This window comes from Burkholderia sp. AU15512 (assembly GCF_002223325.1).
In the GTDB taxonomy this organism is placed as follows: Bacteria; Pseudomonadota; Gammaproteobacteria; order Burkholderiales; family Burkholderiaceae; genus Burkholderia.
This window is the reverse complement of the sequence record NZ_NKEX01000008.1, coordinates 910578-925022: the sequence shown is the minus strand read 5'-3', so window position 1 is coordinate 925022 and position 14445 is coordinate 910578. Positions and strand designations below refer to the sequence as shown.

Sequence of the window (14445 nt, the reverse complement as noted above, 5' to 3'; positions counted from 1 at the left end):
TGCGAAGGAATATCGTTGTGCGAATCGCTCGGTTTGCCGGCGTGCGCGGCGCTGCTAGATTGAATGCTTCCGTCAATCAGCAGGAGAGCCCGATGTCAGAGACGAGCGCCACGATCCAGGAACGGCCGGCCGATACGCAACCGCAAGCGGCGCACGTGATCGCCAATGACGCGCAGGCCATCGCGGCCGCGCATGCACTTGCGAAGCGGCTCGCGGAAGGGGCGGCCGAGCGCGACCGGGAGCGCCGGCTGCCGCGTGACGAGATCGAATGGTTCTCGCAGTCGGGGCTGTGGGCCATCACCGTGCCGAAGGCATACGGCGGCGCGGGCGTGTCGCACGTGACGCTGACGGAGGTGGTGAAGATCGTCGCGGCGGCCGATCCGTCGCTCGGTCAGTTGCCGCAGAATCATTTCGGGCTGGTCGACGTGATCGCGCTGACCGGCACCGATGCGCAGAAGCGCCATCTGTTCTCGGAAGTGCTGAGCGGCAAGCGGTTCGGCAACGGCTTTTCGGAGAAAGGCACGAAGCACGTGCTCGACCTGAAGACGCGCGTGCGGCGGGACGGCGACGATTACGTCGTCGACGGCACCAAGTTCTATTCGACCGGCGCGCTGTTCGCGCACTACGTGCCGGTGCTCGGCCTCGACGACACGGGCCACGCCTGGCTCGCGTACATTCGCCAGCCCGCGCCGGGGCTGACCGTGATCGACGACTGGTCGGGGTTCGGGCAACGGACCACCGCGAGCGGCACCGTGGTGCTCGACAACGTGCGCGTGCCGGCGTCGCACGTGCTGCCGGCGCAGCGCGTGTCCGACCTGCCGACGCTGAACGGCCCGCTGTCGCAGATCATCCAGGCCGCGATCGACGCGGGCATCGCGAAGGCCGCGCTCGACGATACGCTGGCGTTCGTGCGCTCGCGCACGCGGCCGTGGGTCGACAGCGGCGTCGAGCGGGCGGCAGACGATCCGCTGACGATTCGCGAGGTCGGCCATCTGCACATCCAGCTGCATGCGGCGGAGGCGCTGCTCGAGCGCGCGGCGCGGACGCTCGACGAGATCGCGGCGCGCGGCGACGTGACCGAGGACGACGTCGCGCGTGCATCGGTGGCGGTGGGCGAGGCGAAGGTGCTGACGACGGAGATCGCGCTGCTCGCGGGCGAGAAGCTGTTCGAGCTGGCGGGCACGCAGTCGACGCTGGCCGAGCACAACCTCGACCGGCACTGGCGCAATGCACGCACGCATACGCTGCACGATCCGGTGCGCTGGAAATATCACCTCGTCGGCAACTACTACCTGAACGGCGTACGGCCGGCGCGCCATGCATGGAACTGAACGCGTGACGATCGTGGTGTCATGGCTCGGTGACGGATGAGTGCGTCACCGCGGTCGAACGCATCTGCGTGTTCACGAGCGAAACCGGCCATGCTTGCGTCGAAGTGCGATTGCCGGGTATCGGGCAGATGAATGCGGCATGGCGGGCGTCATTGCCCCGGCGCGGCGACACCACGAAGCAGCCGCATCGGCTGCATCAGCCGGCTTACCGAGGCGATTCCGGCAACGTGTAGTCGAAGCGGTACGAATGCAGGCCGTTGTCGATGATGATGATCATCGAGCCGGCGAGCCCCAGCAATTCTCCGGTGCCGGAATCGGGCACGACGGTGATCGACTGCTGCGGCTGCCCGCGCGTCATGGTGGAGCTGTGCTGCAGGACGAAACTGCCGTGGCGGCCGCCCAGCGCGCCTTGCACGGTTTCCATCGCCACATACCCGGCGGAGCCCTGGACGCTGCTTCGAAACGCGAGCATCTCTCCCTGGCTGACGGCTTCCAGGTCGCCGTGATACTGCTTGTCCAGCGACATGCGGCCGAGGCCGGTCGGTTCCGCGACGGCACTCAGGGATTCCGGATTCAGCTTCACTTCAAACGGACCATTGGCCAGCAGTGTCATTGCAGCGCTCCTCGTCGAATTGGCAACCCGCACTATAAGTCAACCGGGTGCCACCGGAGGTAACGGTTTGCCTGACAGGCCGGAATCGACGGCGGATCGGATTGCGGATCGTATGCCGTGCGGCGCTTGCGGCGATAATCGGCATCCCGACCTCGACCGCTTTCCCCGATGACTTTCCCTGCGTTCGCACCCTTTCAGGATCTGGCCAACGCGTTGCTGGCGCACTGGCGCGATGCCAATGGCGACGGCTCGCACGACACGTCGCATCTGCAACGCGTATGGAAGAACGCGGCCGCGATCCACGCGCAGGAGGGCGGCGACGCGCAGGTGCTGTTTGCGGCGACGCTGCTGCACGACTGCGTGGCGGTGGAGAAGGATTCGCCACTTCGCGCGCAGGCATCGCGGCTGTCGGCGGAAAAGGCCCGGCAGGTGCTGAAGTCGCTGGACTGGCCGGATGCGAAGATCGACGCGGTTGCGCACGCGGTCGAGGCGCACAGTTTTTCGGCCTGCGTCGCGCCGAAGACGATTGAAGCCAAGGTGCTGCAGGATGCCGACCGGCTCGATGCGATCGGCATGGTGGGCGTCGCACGGTGTTTCTATGTCGCGGGCCGGCTGGGCAGCGCGTTGTATGACCCGGCCGATCCGCATGCATCTGCACGGGAACTCGACGACACGCGATTCGCGATCGATCACTTCCGTACGAAACTGCTGAGGCTTTCAACCGGTTTTCAGACCTTCACCGGCACGCGTATGGCGATCGTGCGCCGCGATCGATTGCAGCGCTTTCTCGACGAGTTTTCCGACGAAATCTGATTGTGCCGATGCGGCCTTCAGATCCCGACGGTGTCCGACGCGCAGGGCCCGATGCGGATGACGGTCGTGTCGACGCGAGAGGATCATCCTGCTCTGCCCGCGAAACCTACGTTGCATTGAAACGCACGACTTCAAACTTGACGAAGACTCAACGGTTCCATTGTTTCGAATCGTCGTGACCACGTCGGTGCGCAACGCGATGCTTCAATCGTCACCTGGCTGATAAAGCGCCTGCACCTGCGCCAACTCGTCGATGAACTGCTCCTTGAGCGCCTGCGGCCCGAGGATCTTCACGTGCGCGCCGAACCCCAGCAGTTTCCGCGCGCCGTGCTCGATCGATTCGATCGGCATCAGGAACGTCTTCCATCCCGGCGGCACCTCCGTGTCGCCTTGTTCCTGCGCGACAGGCTCGGCCTTGATCCGCGCGTTGGCCAACCAGGTTTCGCCGCGCGGCGACACGGCGATATGGGCGGTCAGCCGATTGAGGTCGGCTTCGTACCGGCCCATCGCGTCGCGCCAGTGCGTCGCGAGGTTGAATCGCGCGGGCCGCTTGAAGCGGCGGCGCGATGCATCGAGTTCGAGGATATTCGCGAGCCGGAACGTGAGTGCGCCGGGCTTGCCGGCCACCTTGGCAACCAGGTACCACGCGCCGCCCTTGAGCACCAGGCCGAGCGGCTCGAGTGCGCGGCGGGACACGCCGCGCCAGCTCTGGTATTTCACGTCGATACGATACGTACCCCACACCGCATCGGCCACTTCACGCAGGAATGCCGGCGTTTCCTGCGCGCGATACCAGTCGACGGTGTCGACGTGCAGCCGGCTGGCGACGCGATCGGCATGCTCGCGCGAGCCGGGCGGCAGGCTCGCGATCATCTTCAGCCGCGCGGAAGTCGCCATGCCGTCGAGGCCCAGTTCTCTCGCCGGCCCGGGCAAGCCCGCCAGAATCAGCGCGTGCGCTTCGTGCTCGGTAAGGCCGGTGAGATCGGTACGCCAGCCATCGCTCAACTGAAAGCCGCCGTTGCGGCCGCGATCGCCCCAGATCGGCACGCCGGCCGTGGAGAGCTGGTCGATGTCGCGCAGGATCGTGCGCTCGGATACTTCCAATGCTTCGGCGAGCGCCGGTGCGGTTATCCGGCCGCGCGCTTGCAGCATCATCATGATCGACAACAGGCGGCTCGCTTTCATGAACGACACGTTACCGCAAATACGTGACATGAGGTGTCGTGTTTTCGGGCTTATGCTTTTCCGCATTCCCGATCTGTTGCATCGACGCGGGTTGCGCATCAGGACACCACAGAGGATCAAACGATGAAGATCATTTCCGGGCCGCTGAGCATGTTTGGCGCGAAGGTCGAGATGGCCGCGCACGAGAAGGGCATCGACTTCGAGTTGGTGATGGTGCCGTTCAGCCAGCGTCGCGGCTACGATCCCAAACATCCGGACGTGTTGCGGATCAACCCGAAGCGGCAGGTGCCGGTGCTGATCGACGGCGATCTGGAACTCTTCGATTCCACGCAGATCTTCGAGTATCTCGAAGATCTGAAGCCCGATCCCGCGCTATGGCCGGCGCATCCGGCGGCGCGCGCGATCGCGCGTCAGCTCGAACACTGCAGCGACGAAATCTATTTTCCGCATGTCGTCCGGCTGATGGGGCTGGAGGAGACACCGGACGATCCGGCCGCACAGGCTGCACGCGCCGCGGCGGCGCAATACTATCGGCGTATGGAGCACGTGCTGGCGGATCGCGCGTTTCTGGCCGGAACGTATTCCTATGCCGACATCGCGTTCTACATGGCGCAGTTGTTCGGCGCGCGCAAGGGCGCACCGATGACGGACGAAACGCCCCGCCTGCTCGTGTGGCGTGAGCGGATGACGGCACGCCCTGCCGTGCGCAAGGTCGCCGGCGCGATGGCCGGCTATCTTGCCTCGATCGATGAAGCGGTTCCCGATTTTCTTCGCGGGCTCGACTAGCACCGTCCGGCCTCCGGCCTTGCGGAGTGGACGACCTTCAGTCTGCGATTCGAGCGGAAGGATGGCCGGGCGTGCACACGCCGGGTGATGGGTGCGGTTGCGTAAGCCACGCGAGCTATCGATACGCGGCAAGCGCCGTCGCATGGGCGCCAAGTGATTGGGCTCCCGCGGGACGCCCGCCGGCCAGTCGCTCAAACGCAATCCGACGTGCCCCTCTACTCGGGGCCTTGACCTTAAAGTTGACTTAAATCTTAGAGTGCTTGCTGACGGCAGTGAGTCAGCGGGCATCGGGCGTTGCCTGCCACGGTCGATCATCGACGAGAGGCAACGAACATGGACAGGCGGTTTACACAGGCCGAATTCGGCCCACACAAGGTCGACGTGCCCGAAGGCGGGTACTACGACCGGTTCCGGATGAATCCTGACCTCGACGAGGTGGCGCGCGATCCCGCGGCGGGGGACATCGACTTTTTCCGTCGGATTCCGAAGCGTCAGGTCGCGTCGCGGGTTGGCCCGACCTGGGCGCCGAATTTCTACTACCGTTCCAGCAGCATTCAGCTGCTGTTCCTTGCCCCGCTCGAACGCCTGCGGACCACGCTGCCGGTGCCGCTCGAGCCGCTGCGCGCGCTCCCCGGGTACGGGCTGGTCGCGCTGACCTTCTTCTCGTATTCGGTGTGCGACAACGATCCGTATGACGAAGTGTCGGTCGCGGTGGTGATCCGCCGGCCCGGCGCGACCGGGTCGCACGCGCTCGAGCTGATCGACTCGATGCGGCGCCGGAGCTTCTTCGCGCACGTGCTCGCGCTGCCGGTCACCACGGAAATCGCGCGGGTGCGCGGCGTGCACGGCTATCAACTGCCCAAGTGGCTCGCCGCTATCGACGTGAGCCTCGGTGCCACCGCCACCGCCCGCATTGCCGGCCCCGGCGGCCGGCCGGACCTGAGCCTGAGCGTGCCGATGCCCGAGCTGACGAACGTCGCGTCGCAGTCGCACATGGGCACGTCGACGATGATCAACCGCATCGACGGCGAATGGCACCAGACATTCGTGCAGACGAATGCGCTATCGTTCGCCCAGCGCCCGCTGCCGCGCAACGTCGAGCTCGTGCGGCACGGCGGCCCGCTGAGCCAGCTGCTCGACGGGCTGGGCGCGTCCACCCTCCTGCGTCTCGACGTGGTGAAGGACGCGCAGCTGGTGCTGAACCTGCCGACCCCGTTGAAGGCCTTCGATGAACCCGGAAAACCACGCTGACGCCACGCCACTTCGCGGCACGCCCGCGCCGAAGGAATCGCCCATGACCCGTCCGACCCACGATCTCGTCGTATTTGGCGCCACCAGTTTCGTCGGGCAGATCCTCGCCCGCTACCTGTCCGAGTACCTGTCAGGCAGCGGCGAAACGCTGCGCTGGGCCATCGCCGGCCGTTCCGAAGCGAAGCTCAGGCGGGTCAGGGATACGCTGGGCGCGGCGGGGCAGTCGGTGCCGATCATCGTCGCCGACGCGGCCGACGAAGCGCAGCTTCGCGCGCTCTGCGCGCAGACGCGGGTGGTCGTGTCCACCGTCGGCCCCTATGCGCTTTACGGGGAGCCGCTGGTCAGGGTCTGCGCGGAAACCGGCACCGACTACTGCGACCTCACCGGCGAGACGCAATGGATCAAGCGGATGATCGACAGGTACGAGCCCGCGGCCCGGCAATCCGGCGCGCGCATCGTCCATTGCTGCGGTTTCGATTCGGTGCCGTCGGACATGGGCGTGTTCTTCCTGCAGCAGCAGGCGCAACAGAAGTGGGGCGTGCCGGCCGCGCAGGTGAAGATGCGGGTGAAAACGCTGAAGGGCGGCGCGTCGGGCGGCACGGTGGCGAGCGTGATCAACGTCGTCCGGGAAGCGGCGGCCGATCCCGCGTTGCGCCGGGAACTGCTCGATCCGTATTCGCTGTGCCCGAAGGGGCATGGCTTCACGGCCCGCCAGCATGCGGTGCGATCCGCCGCATTCGATCGCGACTTCGACGCGTGGATCGCCCCGTTCGTGATGGCGGCGATCAACGAGCGTGTCGTGCATCGCTCCAATGCGCTCGCCGGCAACGCGTACGGCAGCCGCTTCACGTATGACGAAGCGGTGATGACGGGTACGGGCCTCAAGGGCCGACTGACCGCGGTGACGATGGTGGCCGGTCTCGGCGCGTTCATGGTGGGTGTCATCATCAAGCCGGTGCGCGGCCTGATGGAGCGCTTCCTGCTGCCGAAACCCGGCGAGGGGCCGAGCGCCGCGGCGCAACTGGCCGGCCGCTACGATCTGCGTTTCTTCGGCCGTACCGACGACGGGAAGACCCTGCGCGTGAAAGTCACCGGCGACCGCGATCCGGGCTACGGCTCCACTGGCAAGATGCTCGGCCAGGCCGCGATCAGTCTCGCGCTGGATTGCGTTGGCGACGGCGTCAAGACCGGCCGCGGCGGCGGTTTCTGGACGCCCGCGACGATCTTCGACGCGCGCTATATCGAGCGTCTGGTTCACCACGCGGGCCTGCATTTCGAAGTGATTTGAGCGCGCGCCGTTCGCTCGCCATTCGACAGGAAGCCGATAAAGATCGGATTGCGAAACAACATCGGGAGACAACGGACAGTCACGACGGGACAGATGGCCGGATGCGATCCGGCCGGGGAGTATCGGAACATGAAGATCGGGGAACTGGCGGAACGCACCGGCCTGACCCCTTCGCGCATCCGCTTTTACGAACGCATCGGTCTGTTGACGCTCGTCGAGCGCGAAGCGAACGGCTATCGCACCTATCCGCAGGAAGCGGTGACGGTGCTCGACCTGATCACGGCCGCGCAGAAGGCGGATTTCAGTCTCGACGAGATTCGCACGCTGATGCCGGCCGACCTCGCGCAGTGGCCCTGCGCTTCGTTACTGGATGCGCTGTGCGGCAAGGTGCGGGACATCGAGGCGCTGGAGGCGCGGCTCGCGCAAAGCAAGGCGCAGATCGTGTCGCTGATCGCCGCCATCGCCGCGAAACCGGAGTCGGTCGATTGTGCAACCCATGCGAAGCAATTGCTGTCGCGCGTCCCGCCGGGGCATGCGGCGGAGGGCAGTGACGGCGAGGCTGCGACTGCCGCCGCCGATCGCGATGATGCGGTCGTGCGCCGCCGGTCGCCCCGCGCCTAGCGGCATTGCGCCGGCGCATCCCATCACAGCAACGCGACGACCTGTTCCGCGGTCGCCTTCGCCGATTGCGGATTCTGGCCGGTCACGAGCCGGCCGTCGACGACGACGTTCGACGTGAACGGCAGCAGCGCCTTCTCGTAGCGTGCGCCACGCTGCTGCATCTGCTCCTCGACGTTGTAGGGCACCTTCTTCGCGACGCCGGCCAGGATTTCCTCGACCCATGAATAGCCGGTGATCCGGCGTCCGGCCACCAGCAGCGAGCCGTCCGACAGCGTCGTGTTCAGCAGTCCGCAGTAGCCGTGACAGACCGACGACACGACACCGCCGCGCTCGTAGATCTCGCGCGTGAGCCGCTGCAGCCCCGCGTCGTCCGGGTAGTCCCACATCACCGCATGGCCGCCGGTGAAGTAGATCGCATCGAAATCGGCCGGATCGATCTCGTCGGGGCGCGCGGTGGTGGCGAGCAGCGCTTCATTGGCCTTATCGGCGCGCCACGCTTTCGCGGCGGCGTCGGCGTGCGGCCATTTGAGCGAGCGCGGCTCCAGCGGCGACACGCCGCCCTTGGGGCTCACCAGCCGCTGCTCATAGCCTTTCGCCGCGAAGATGTGATGGGCATGGGTCAGCTCGGACAGCCACAGGCCGGTCGGTTGCGACGGATCGGCGTAGTGCGCGACATTGCTGACCACGTGAAGGATGCGCTTGCTCATGATGCGGTTCCCTTTCATCGGCCACGGGCGGACGTCGTCGACGCGCCGCCGGATTGTCGGATGGCAGTACCCATACTCATGGCCTCGATACGCTGCCGACGCAAACCATAACCTTTAAGCGAAGTTGAAGGTCAAGGCCTTTTCGTCTTCGCGGACCGCGCGGGGCTGACGGGCAGCATGAGACCGTCCAGCAAGGTGGTCAGCGCATCTTCGATCGCGTGATCGCCGACCTTCTCGCGCACCAGCCGCCCGTCGATCGCCAGCATCGTCAGCCCATGCAGATGCGCCCAGCAGGCGGTCGCCTGGCCGAGCGCCGGGCGCGGGCGGATCGTGCCGGCGCGCTGGCCGTGTTCCAGGATCTCGACGACCAGCAGGAACGGCGCCTGCACGCGCGGATCGAGATGGATGTCCGTGGGCTCGCCGGCATCCGCGGCAAACATCAGTCGATAGAGATCCGGGTTGCGCTGCCCGAACGCGAGATGGGCGTAAGCGAGCGCGCGCAGCACGTCAGGTGCATCCGCCGCGGGATCGACGGACGCGGCGAGGTCTGCGTTCAGCCGATCGAAGCCGATCAGCGCGAGCTCGTGCAGCAACGCGGCCTTGTCCGGGAAATGCCGGTACGGCGCCGAGTGGCTGACGTTCGCGCGCCGCGCGATTTCGCGCAGCGTGAACTGCCAGCCCTGTTGCTCCTGCAGCGTGTCGAGCGCCGTGTCGATGATCGCGCGCCGCAGATCCCCGTGGTGATAAGCCTTTTGCCCGGCGTCCGCAGCCTCATCCGACGACATCGCGTTGCTCCCATGTTGACAGGGAACACATTGTGAGCCTATGATCCGCCGCATGCAAGTTGACAGTGTCCACATCGACGCAACCTCGTGAGGTGCACCATGGCCGTTTCCGCAGAATCCAGCTCGAGCTTCGACCCGGCGGCGTTGCTGGCTCGCCAGCGCAACGCATTCGTCAGCGAGGGGCCGCCGAGCGTGCCGCAGCGCAAGGCGCGGCTCGCGCGGCTGCGTGCGGTGGTGCTCGCGTATCGCAGCGAAGTGGAGGAGGCGGTCAGCGCCGATTTCGGGCATCGCTCGCGACACGAGACCGCGATCATGGAACTGGTCGGCGTGATCCAGGCGATCGACTACCTGACGCGCAACCTGCGTCGCTTCATGAAGCCGCAGCGCCGGCACGTCGGGATCTTTTACCGGGCCGGGCAGGCGCACGTCGAATACCAGCCGCTGGGTGTCATCGGCGTGATGGCGCCGTGGAATTACCCGTTCGCGCTCACGTTCATTCCGCTGGCCACCGCGCTGGCCGCGGGCAACCGCGCGATGCTCAAGCCGTCGGAACTGACGCCGCGCACCAGCGAGGTGATGCGCCGGATGCTCGCGGAAACTTTCCCGAGCGAGGAAGTCGCGGTCGTGCTCGGCGGCCCGGAAGTCGGCGCCGCCTTCAGCGGCTTGCCGTTCGATCATCTGCTGTTCACCGGCAGCACGCAGGTGGGCCGCAAGGTCATGAAGGCGGCCAGCGACAACCTGGTGCCGGTGACGCTCGAGCTCGGCGGCAAGAGCCCGGCGATCGTCGCGAGAGGGCACGTCGACGGCCGGACGATGTCCAGCATCGTGTTCGGCAAGCTGTCGAACGGCGGGCAGACCTGCGTCGCGCCCGACTATGCGCTGGTACATGAAGACGACCTCGACGCGTTCGTCGCGCAATACGATGCGGCAGTCGCGCGCTTCTATCCGGGCGGGCCGACCAGCCCCGACTACACGTCGATCGTCAGCGACCGGCATTTCGATCGCCTGAAGCGCCTCGTCGACGAAGCGCGCAGCAAGGGCGCGCGCGTGATCGAGGCGGGCGTGAATCCGCAGCAGGCGGCCACCCGCAAGCGCACGCTCGCGCCCACGCTGATCGTCGGCGCCGGCGACGATACGACCGTCATGCAGGAAGAAATCTTCGGGCCGATCCTGCCGGTGCGCACGTATCGCACGATCGACGAAGTCGTCGACTACGTGAATGCGCGTCCGCGGCCGCTTGCGCTGTATTACTTCGGCGCGCGAGACAGCGACTGCGAGTCGTTGCTCAAGCGCACCACGTCGGGCAATGTCGGCATCAACAACACGCTCCTGCATGTCGCGCAGGAAGACTTGCCGTTCGGCGGCGTCGGTCCGAGCGGGATGGGCGCGTATCACGGCATCGAGGGATTCCGCGCGATGAGCCATGCGAAGGGCGTGTTCGTGCTGGGGCGCTGGAACCTGCCGAGCCTGCTGCGTGCGCCGTTCGGCAAGCTCGCGGATCTGTCGCTGGCGGCGCTGCTCGGGCGCAGCCGGGAACCGGCGGGCGCGCGGGCGGGATTGAGCGCGAAGCGCTGAGGCCGGCGACGCACCGCGACCGGCGCGCGGCCGCTTCGCACACAGCGCGCCGTTGTGGTCGAACGTGCATGGGTCGGTAAGTGCCTGTGATCGAACCTCGGCCGTGACCGAACTGCCCGCTAGGGCCGGTTGCGCGCGCCGGCCCCGTTGCGAATGGCGGTTTCATCGACAAGCGTCGCGGCGAATTCGGCGGCGGCCGGCATTCCCGCGTCATGCATCATCACGAATTCCATGTCCGGCAGCGCCGGCAAGCCTTCTGGCACGCCCAGCTCGCGGAGCGTGTCGTCGATCGCGCTGCGCGGCACCGGCGCAATCGCGATGCCGGCGCGCGCGAACGCGCGGATGCCCGTGACGCTCGGGCTTTCGCACGCGATGAAATAGGGCATGCCGGCCAGCGCGAGCGCCTTGACGGCCGCGCCCCGGTACGGGCACGGATCGGGGAAGCACGCGAGCGGCACATCGCCTTCCGGCAGCGGCTCGTGGCGCGCGAACGCCCAGACGAGCGGCTCGCGCCACAACGTCGCGCCCTGGCCCGTGTGCGCGCATCGGCTGCCGATCACGAGATCGAATTCGCGGTTGGCGTGCCGTTGAAACAGGCTGTCGCCGATGTCGACCGTCAGATTCAGCCGCAAGCCGCGCCGCGCGGCGCCATGACGGCGCATCACGTCGGGCAGCCAGCCTCCCGCCACATCCTCCGATGCGCCGATGCGCAGCGTGACATCGACTGCGTTGCCGCTGCCCAGTTTCGTCCGCGCTTCCTCGCTCAGGTTGAGCATCGCGCGCGCGTAGCCGAGCAGCATCCGGCCATGCTCGGTGAGCGTCACGCTGCGCGTATTGCGGGCGAGCAGCGCCCGGCCGACCTGTTCCTCGAGGCGAGCGATCTGCGCGCTGACCGCGGACTGGCTGAGATGCAGCCTGCGACCTGCGCCGGTAAAGCTCCGCACGTCGGCGATGGCGACGAACGTATGAAGCAGTGAGGTGTCGAGCGGCGGGTTCATTGATCACCAATTCGGGTTAATTCGATCAATTCATATCGTTTCCGGATTATAGGTCGATCCGATAGGCTGCGAAGGGCAGTGGGCGATCGCGCATCCCGCGCGTCGCTGTCACTTTCGGCAAGGACCGGTTTCATGACACGCGTGCTCTATATCGAAGGCTCACCTAACAAGGACTATTCGGCGTCCATCGACGTGTGCAATGCCTTTCTCGATGCGTACCGCCACACGCATCCCGATCACGAGATACAGAAGCTCGACATCTGGAATCTGGCGATACCCGAATTCGACGAAGCCGCGCTGGCCGCGAAATATGCAGGACTGAGCGGCAACGCGTTGACGCCGGCTCAGGCGGCGGCATGGCAACGGATCGAGCAGCTCGCGGCGCCGTTCCACGAGGCGGACAAGCTCCTGTTCGGCGTGCCGCTGTGGAATTTCAGTATTCCGTACAAACTCAAGCACCTGATCGATGCGATCTCGCAGAAGGATGTGCTGTTCACGTTCGACGGCACAGGTTTCGCCGGCAAGCTGGCCGGGAAAAAGGCGGCGGTGGTCTACGCGCGTGGGCTCGGTTATCAGTCGCCGGGCTCATTTACGCCGGCGGCCGAATTCGATCTTCAGCGCCCGTACATGGAGACCTGGCTCAAGTTCGTGGGCGTGAAGGACGTCACCGGGATCGTCGTCGAGCGCACCTTGTCCGGTCCAGACGGCGCGGTCGATCGCAGTCGTGCGATCGACGAAGCCCGCACGATCGCGCGGACGTTCTAAAGCGACCGAGTGGCGCATCCGGCGCGCAGGCGCGCCCGCGAAGCGCGCCGGTCGGTTGCATCGGCGCGTGGCGCGCCGTGTCGAGTCAGCGCCCGCCGCGCGCGATGGCGAGCGCGACGCCGAAGCCCACGAGCAGGCAGCCGAAGGTGCGGTCGATCCAGTGCCGCAGCGCCAGCAGGCGATCGCGGACGGCCGTCGCGGAGAAGCACAGGGCCACCAGGCTGAACCAGCCGGCATGCGCGACGGCGATGAACGCGCCGTAGCCGATCTGCACGATCAACGGCGTGTCGGGCCGCACGGCCTGCATGAACAGGCTGACGATGAACACCGTGGTCTTGGGGTTCAGCGCATTGGTCAGGAAGCCGGTGCGCAGCGCGGCCAGGTCGGACAACGGTGCGGCCGGTGCATCCGCCTGCCCGTTGCCGGCCTTCGTCATGAGCATCTTCACGCCGAGGTAGACCAGGTAGATCGCGCCGACCAGCTTGACCGCATTGAAGAGCCACAGCGACTGGCGGATCAGCAGGCCGACGCCCAGCAGCGTGTAGCTCACGTGAACCGTCACGCCGAGCCCGATACCCAGCGCGGTGAGCACGCCCGAGCGGCGCGACAGCATCAGGCTGTTGCGCGTGACCATCGCGAAGTCCGGCCCCGGGCTGATCACGGCCAGCAGCGTGATGGTGACTACAACTATCAGTTCGGTCATCGTCTTGTCCTTGCGATTGATGGCTTGATGGCGCAATCTTATGGGTCATGTTCCATCGGGAAAAGCGATGATTTCTGACCAGCATGGTGAGATTGACTCACAGTCCGTTCGCACGAACCTGCCATCGCTGATGGCGCTGCGTTGCTTCGAGGCGGCGGCGCGTCATGAGAATTTCAGTCGTGCGGCCGACGAGCTGTGCCTGACCCATGGCGCGGTCAGCCGCGCGGTGCGATTGCTCGAGGACGACCTGGGCGTCGCGCTGTTCCAGCGGCGCAGCCGTCGCGTGTTCCTGACCGATGCGGGCCGCAAGCTGGCGCAGGCCGTCCATGACGGGCTGGGGCTGATGCGTCACGCCGCGCAGGCATTGCGTACCGAGGCTGCCCGGGCGCGGCGCTGGGTGCTGTCGTGCGAACCGACGCTCCTGATGCGCTGGCTGATTCCGCGCTGGCCGGATTTTCAGGCGCGGCATGCGGGCGTCGACATTCACCTGGCTGCCGCAGGCGGTCCGTTCTCATTCGACAGCGGCATCGACATGGCGATTCGACGCAATGACTTTGCGTGGCCGGCGGGTTATCACGCGGAGCGGCTGTTCGCGGAGCAGGTGGGGCCGGTCTGCCGGCCGGATAAGGTCGATGCATGGTTTTCCGCGCGTCGTGGCAGTCGATCGTTGAAGGCGGATGTTCCGCGACTGCACACGCGGACACGGCCGGACGCGTGGAAGGAATGGGCGGTGGCGGCGAACCAGCCGGCCGCGGGCGGGCGCGGGCAGACGTTCGACCATTTCTATTTCAGTCTGCAGGCGGCGGTTGCGGGGCTCGGTGTCGCGATCGGCCCGTGGCACCTCGTTCGCGATGACATCGAAAGCGGTGTGCTCGTCGCGCCGATGGGGTTCGTCGAGGATGGTTCGGATTACTGCTTGTTGACGCCGGAACCGGTGGCGGCGGGGAGTGCGCAGGCGGAGGTGCTGGGGTGGTTGAGGGCGGTGGTTTGATGGCGCGTGTGTGTGCAGATAGGGTTGACGCCG

At 66.4% G+C, this 14445-nt stretch carries 15 protein-coding genes; 9 read left to right on the top strand and 6 right to left on the bottom strand.

The window, feature by feature from the left end; all coding sequences use genetic code 11:
• Positions 1-92 precede the first annotated feature (92 nt).
• Entirely contained in the window at positions 93-1331 is a 1239-nt protein-coding gene (locus tag CFB43_RS36375) for an SfnB family sulfur acquisition oxidoreductase (RefSeq protein WP_089498872.1), read from the top strand.
• A gap of 205 nt (positions 1332-1536) precedes the next feature.
• Here the strand turns inward: CFB43_RS36375 and CFB43_RS36365 are convergent, their stop codons facing one another.
• The gene (locus tag CFB43_RS36365) at positions 1537-1944 is read right to left on the bottom strand and encodes a DUF3224 domain-containing protein (RefSeq protein WP_089498870.1); all 408 of its coding nucleotides are present in this window, start codon (positions 1942-1944) and stop codon (positions 1537-1539) included.
• 168 nt (positions 1945-2112) lie between these two features.
• Between CFB43_RS36365 and CFB43_RS36360 the strand changes: the two genes are divergently transcribed.
• Positions 2113-2757, top strand: coding sequence for an HD domain-containing protein (locus tag CFB43_RS36360; protein WP_089498869.1), 645 nt, complete (start codon positions 2113-2115; stop codon positions 2755-2757).
• 204 nt (positions 2758-2961) lie between these two features.
• Here the strand turns inward: CFB43_RS36360 and CFB43_RS36355 are convergent, their stop codons facing one another.
• Complete coding sequence (locus CFB43_RS36355) at positions 2962-4125, bottom strand: helix-turn-helix transcriptional regulator (RefSeq protein WP_256990199.1); 1164 nt, start codon at positions 4123-4125, stop codon at positions 2962-2964.
• Between CFB43_RS36355 and CFB43_RS36350 the strand changes: the two genes are divergently transcribed.
• From CFB43_RS36350 to CFB43_RS36335, 4 genes are all read left to right on the top strand, one after another.
• On the top strand, positions 4066-4728 hold the full coding sequence (locus CFB43_RS36350; protein WP_089498868.1) for a glutathione S-transferase family protein: 663 nt from the start codon (positions 4066-4068) through the stop codon (positions 4726-4728). The genes CFB43_RS36355 and CFB43_RS36350 overlap by 60 nt on opposite strands.
• A 333-nt stretch (positions 4729-5061) precedes the next feature.
• Positions 5062-5979 carry an acetoacetate decarboxylase gene (locus tag CFB43_RS36345; protein ID WP_089498867.1) on the top strand — a complete coding sequence of 306 codons (918 nt, stop codon included), beginning with the start codon at positions 5062-5064 and terminating at the stop codon, positions 5977-5979.
• A gap of 43 nt (positions 5980-6022) precedes the next feature.
• Positions 6023-7267, top strand: a complete 1245-nt coding sequence (locus CFB43_RS36340; RefSeq protein WP_089498866.1) for a saccharopine dehydrogenase family protein — start codon at positions 6023-6025, stop codon at positions 7265-7267.
• A gap of 129 nt (positions 7268-7396) precedes the next feature.
• Positions 7397-7888, top strand: a complete 492-nt coding sequence (locus CFB43_RS36335) for a MerR family transcriptional regulator (RefSeq protein WP_089499078.1) — start codon at positions 7397-7399, stop codon at positions 7886-7888.
• Positions 7889-7911: 23 nt separating this feature from the next.
• On the opposite strand, the gene CFB43_RS36330 is transcribed toward CFB43_RS36335, so the two are convergent.
• The gene (locus CFB43_RS36330) at positions 7912-8595 is read right to left on the bottom strand and encodes a type 1 glutamine amidotransferase domain-containing protein (RefSeq protein ID WP_089499077.1); all 684 of its coding nucleotides are present in this window, start codon (positions 8593-8595) and stop codon (positions 7912-7914) included.
• A gap of 131 nt (positions 8596-8726) precedes the next feature.
• Positions 8727-9380: a TetR/AcrR family transcriptional regulator gene (locus tag CFB43_RS36325; RefSeq protein ID WP_089498865.1), complete on the bottom strand. Its 654-nt coding sequence runs from the start codon at positions 9378-9380 to the stop codon at positions 8727-8729.
• A 99-nt stretch (positions 9381-9479) separates the two neighbouring features.
• Between CFB43_RS36325 and CFB43_RS36320 the strand changes: the two genes are divergently transcribed.
• On the top strand, positions 9480-10955 hold the full coding sequence (locus tag CFB43_RS36320) for a coniferyl aldehyde dehydrogenase (RefSeq protein ID WP_089498864.1): 1476 nt from the start codon (positions 9480-9482) through the stop codon (positions 10953-10955).
• A 119-nt stretch (positions 10956-11074) separates the two neighbouring features.
• Here the strand turns inward: CFB43_RS36320 and CFB43_RS36315 are convergent, their stop codons facing one another.
• Complete coding sequence (locus CFB43_RS36315; protein WP_089498863.1) at positions 11075-11953, bottom strand: LysR substrate-binding domain-containing protein; 879 nt, start codon at positions 11951-11953, stop codon at positions 11075-11077.
• 132 nt (positions 11954-12085) lie between these two features.
• Between CFB43_RS36315 and CFB43_RS36310 the strand changes: the two genes are divergently transcribed.
• Complete coding sequence (locus CFB43_RS36310; protein ID WP_089498862.1) at positions 12086-12718, top strand: FMN-dependent NADH-azoreductase; 633 nt, start codon at positions 12086-12088, stop codon at positions 12716-12718.
• A gap of 85 nt (positions 12719-12803) precedes the next feature.
• On the opposite strand, the gene CFB43_RS36305 is transcribed toward CFB43_RS36310, so the two are convergent.
• Complete coding sequence (locus CFB43_RS36305; RefSeq protein ID WP_089499076.1) at positions 12804-13421, bottom strand: LysE family translocator; 618 nt, start codon at positions 13419-13421, stop codon at positions 12804-12806.
• A 67-nt stretch (positions 13422-13488) separates the two neighbouring features.
• Between CFB43_RS36305 and CFB43_RS36300 the strand changes: the two genes are divergently transcribed.
• Positions 13489-14412, top strand: coding sequence for a LysR family transcriptional regulator (locus CFB43_RS36300; protein WP_089498861.1), 924 nt, complete (start codon positions 13489-13491; stop codon positions 14410-14412).
• Positions 14413-14445: the final 33 nt, after the last annotated feature.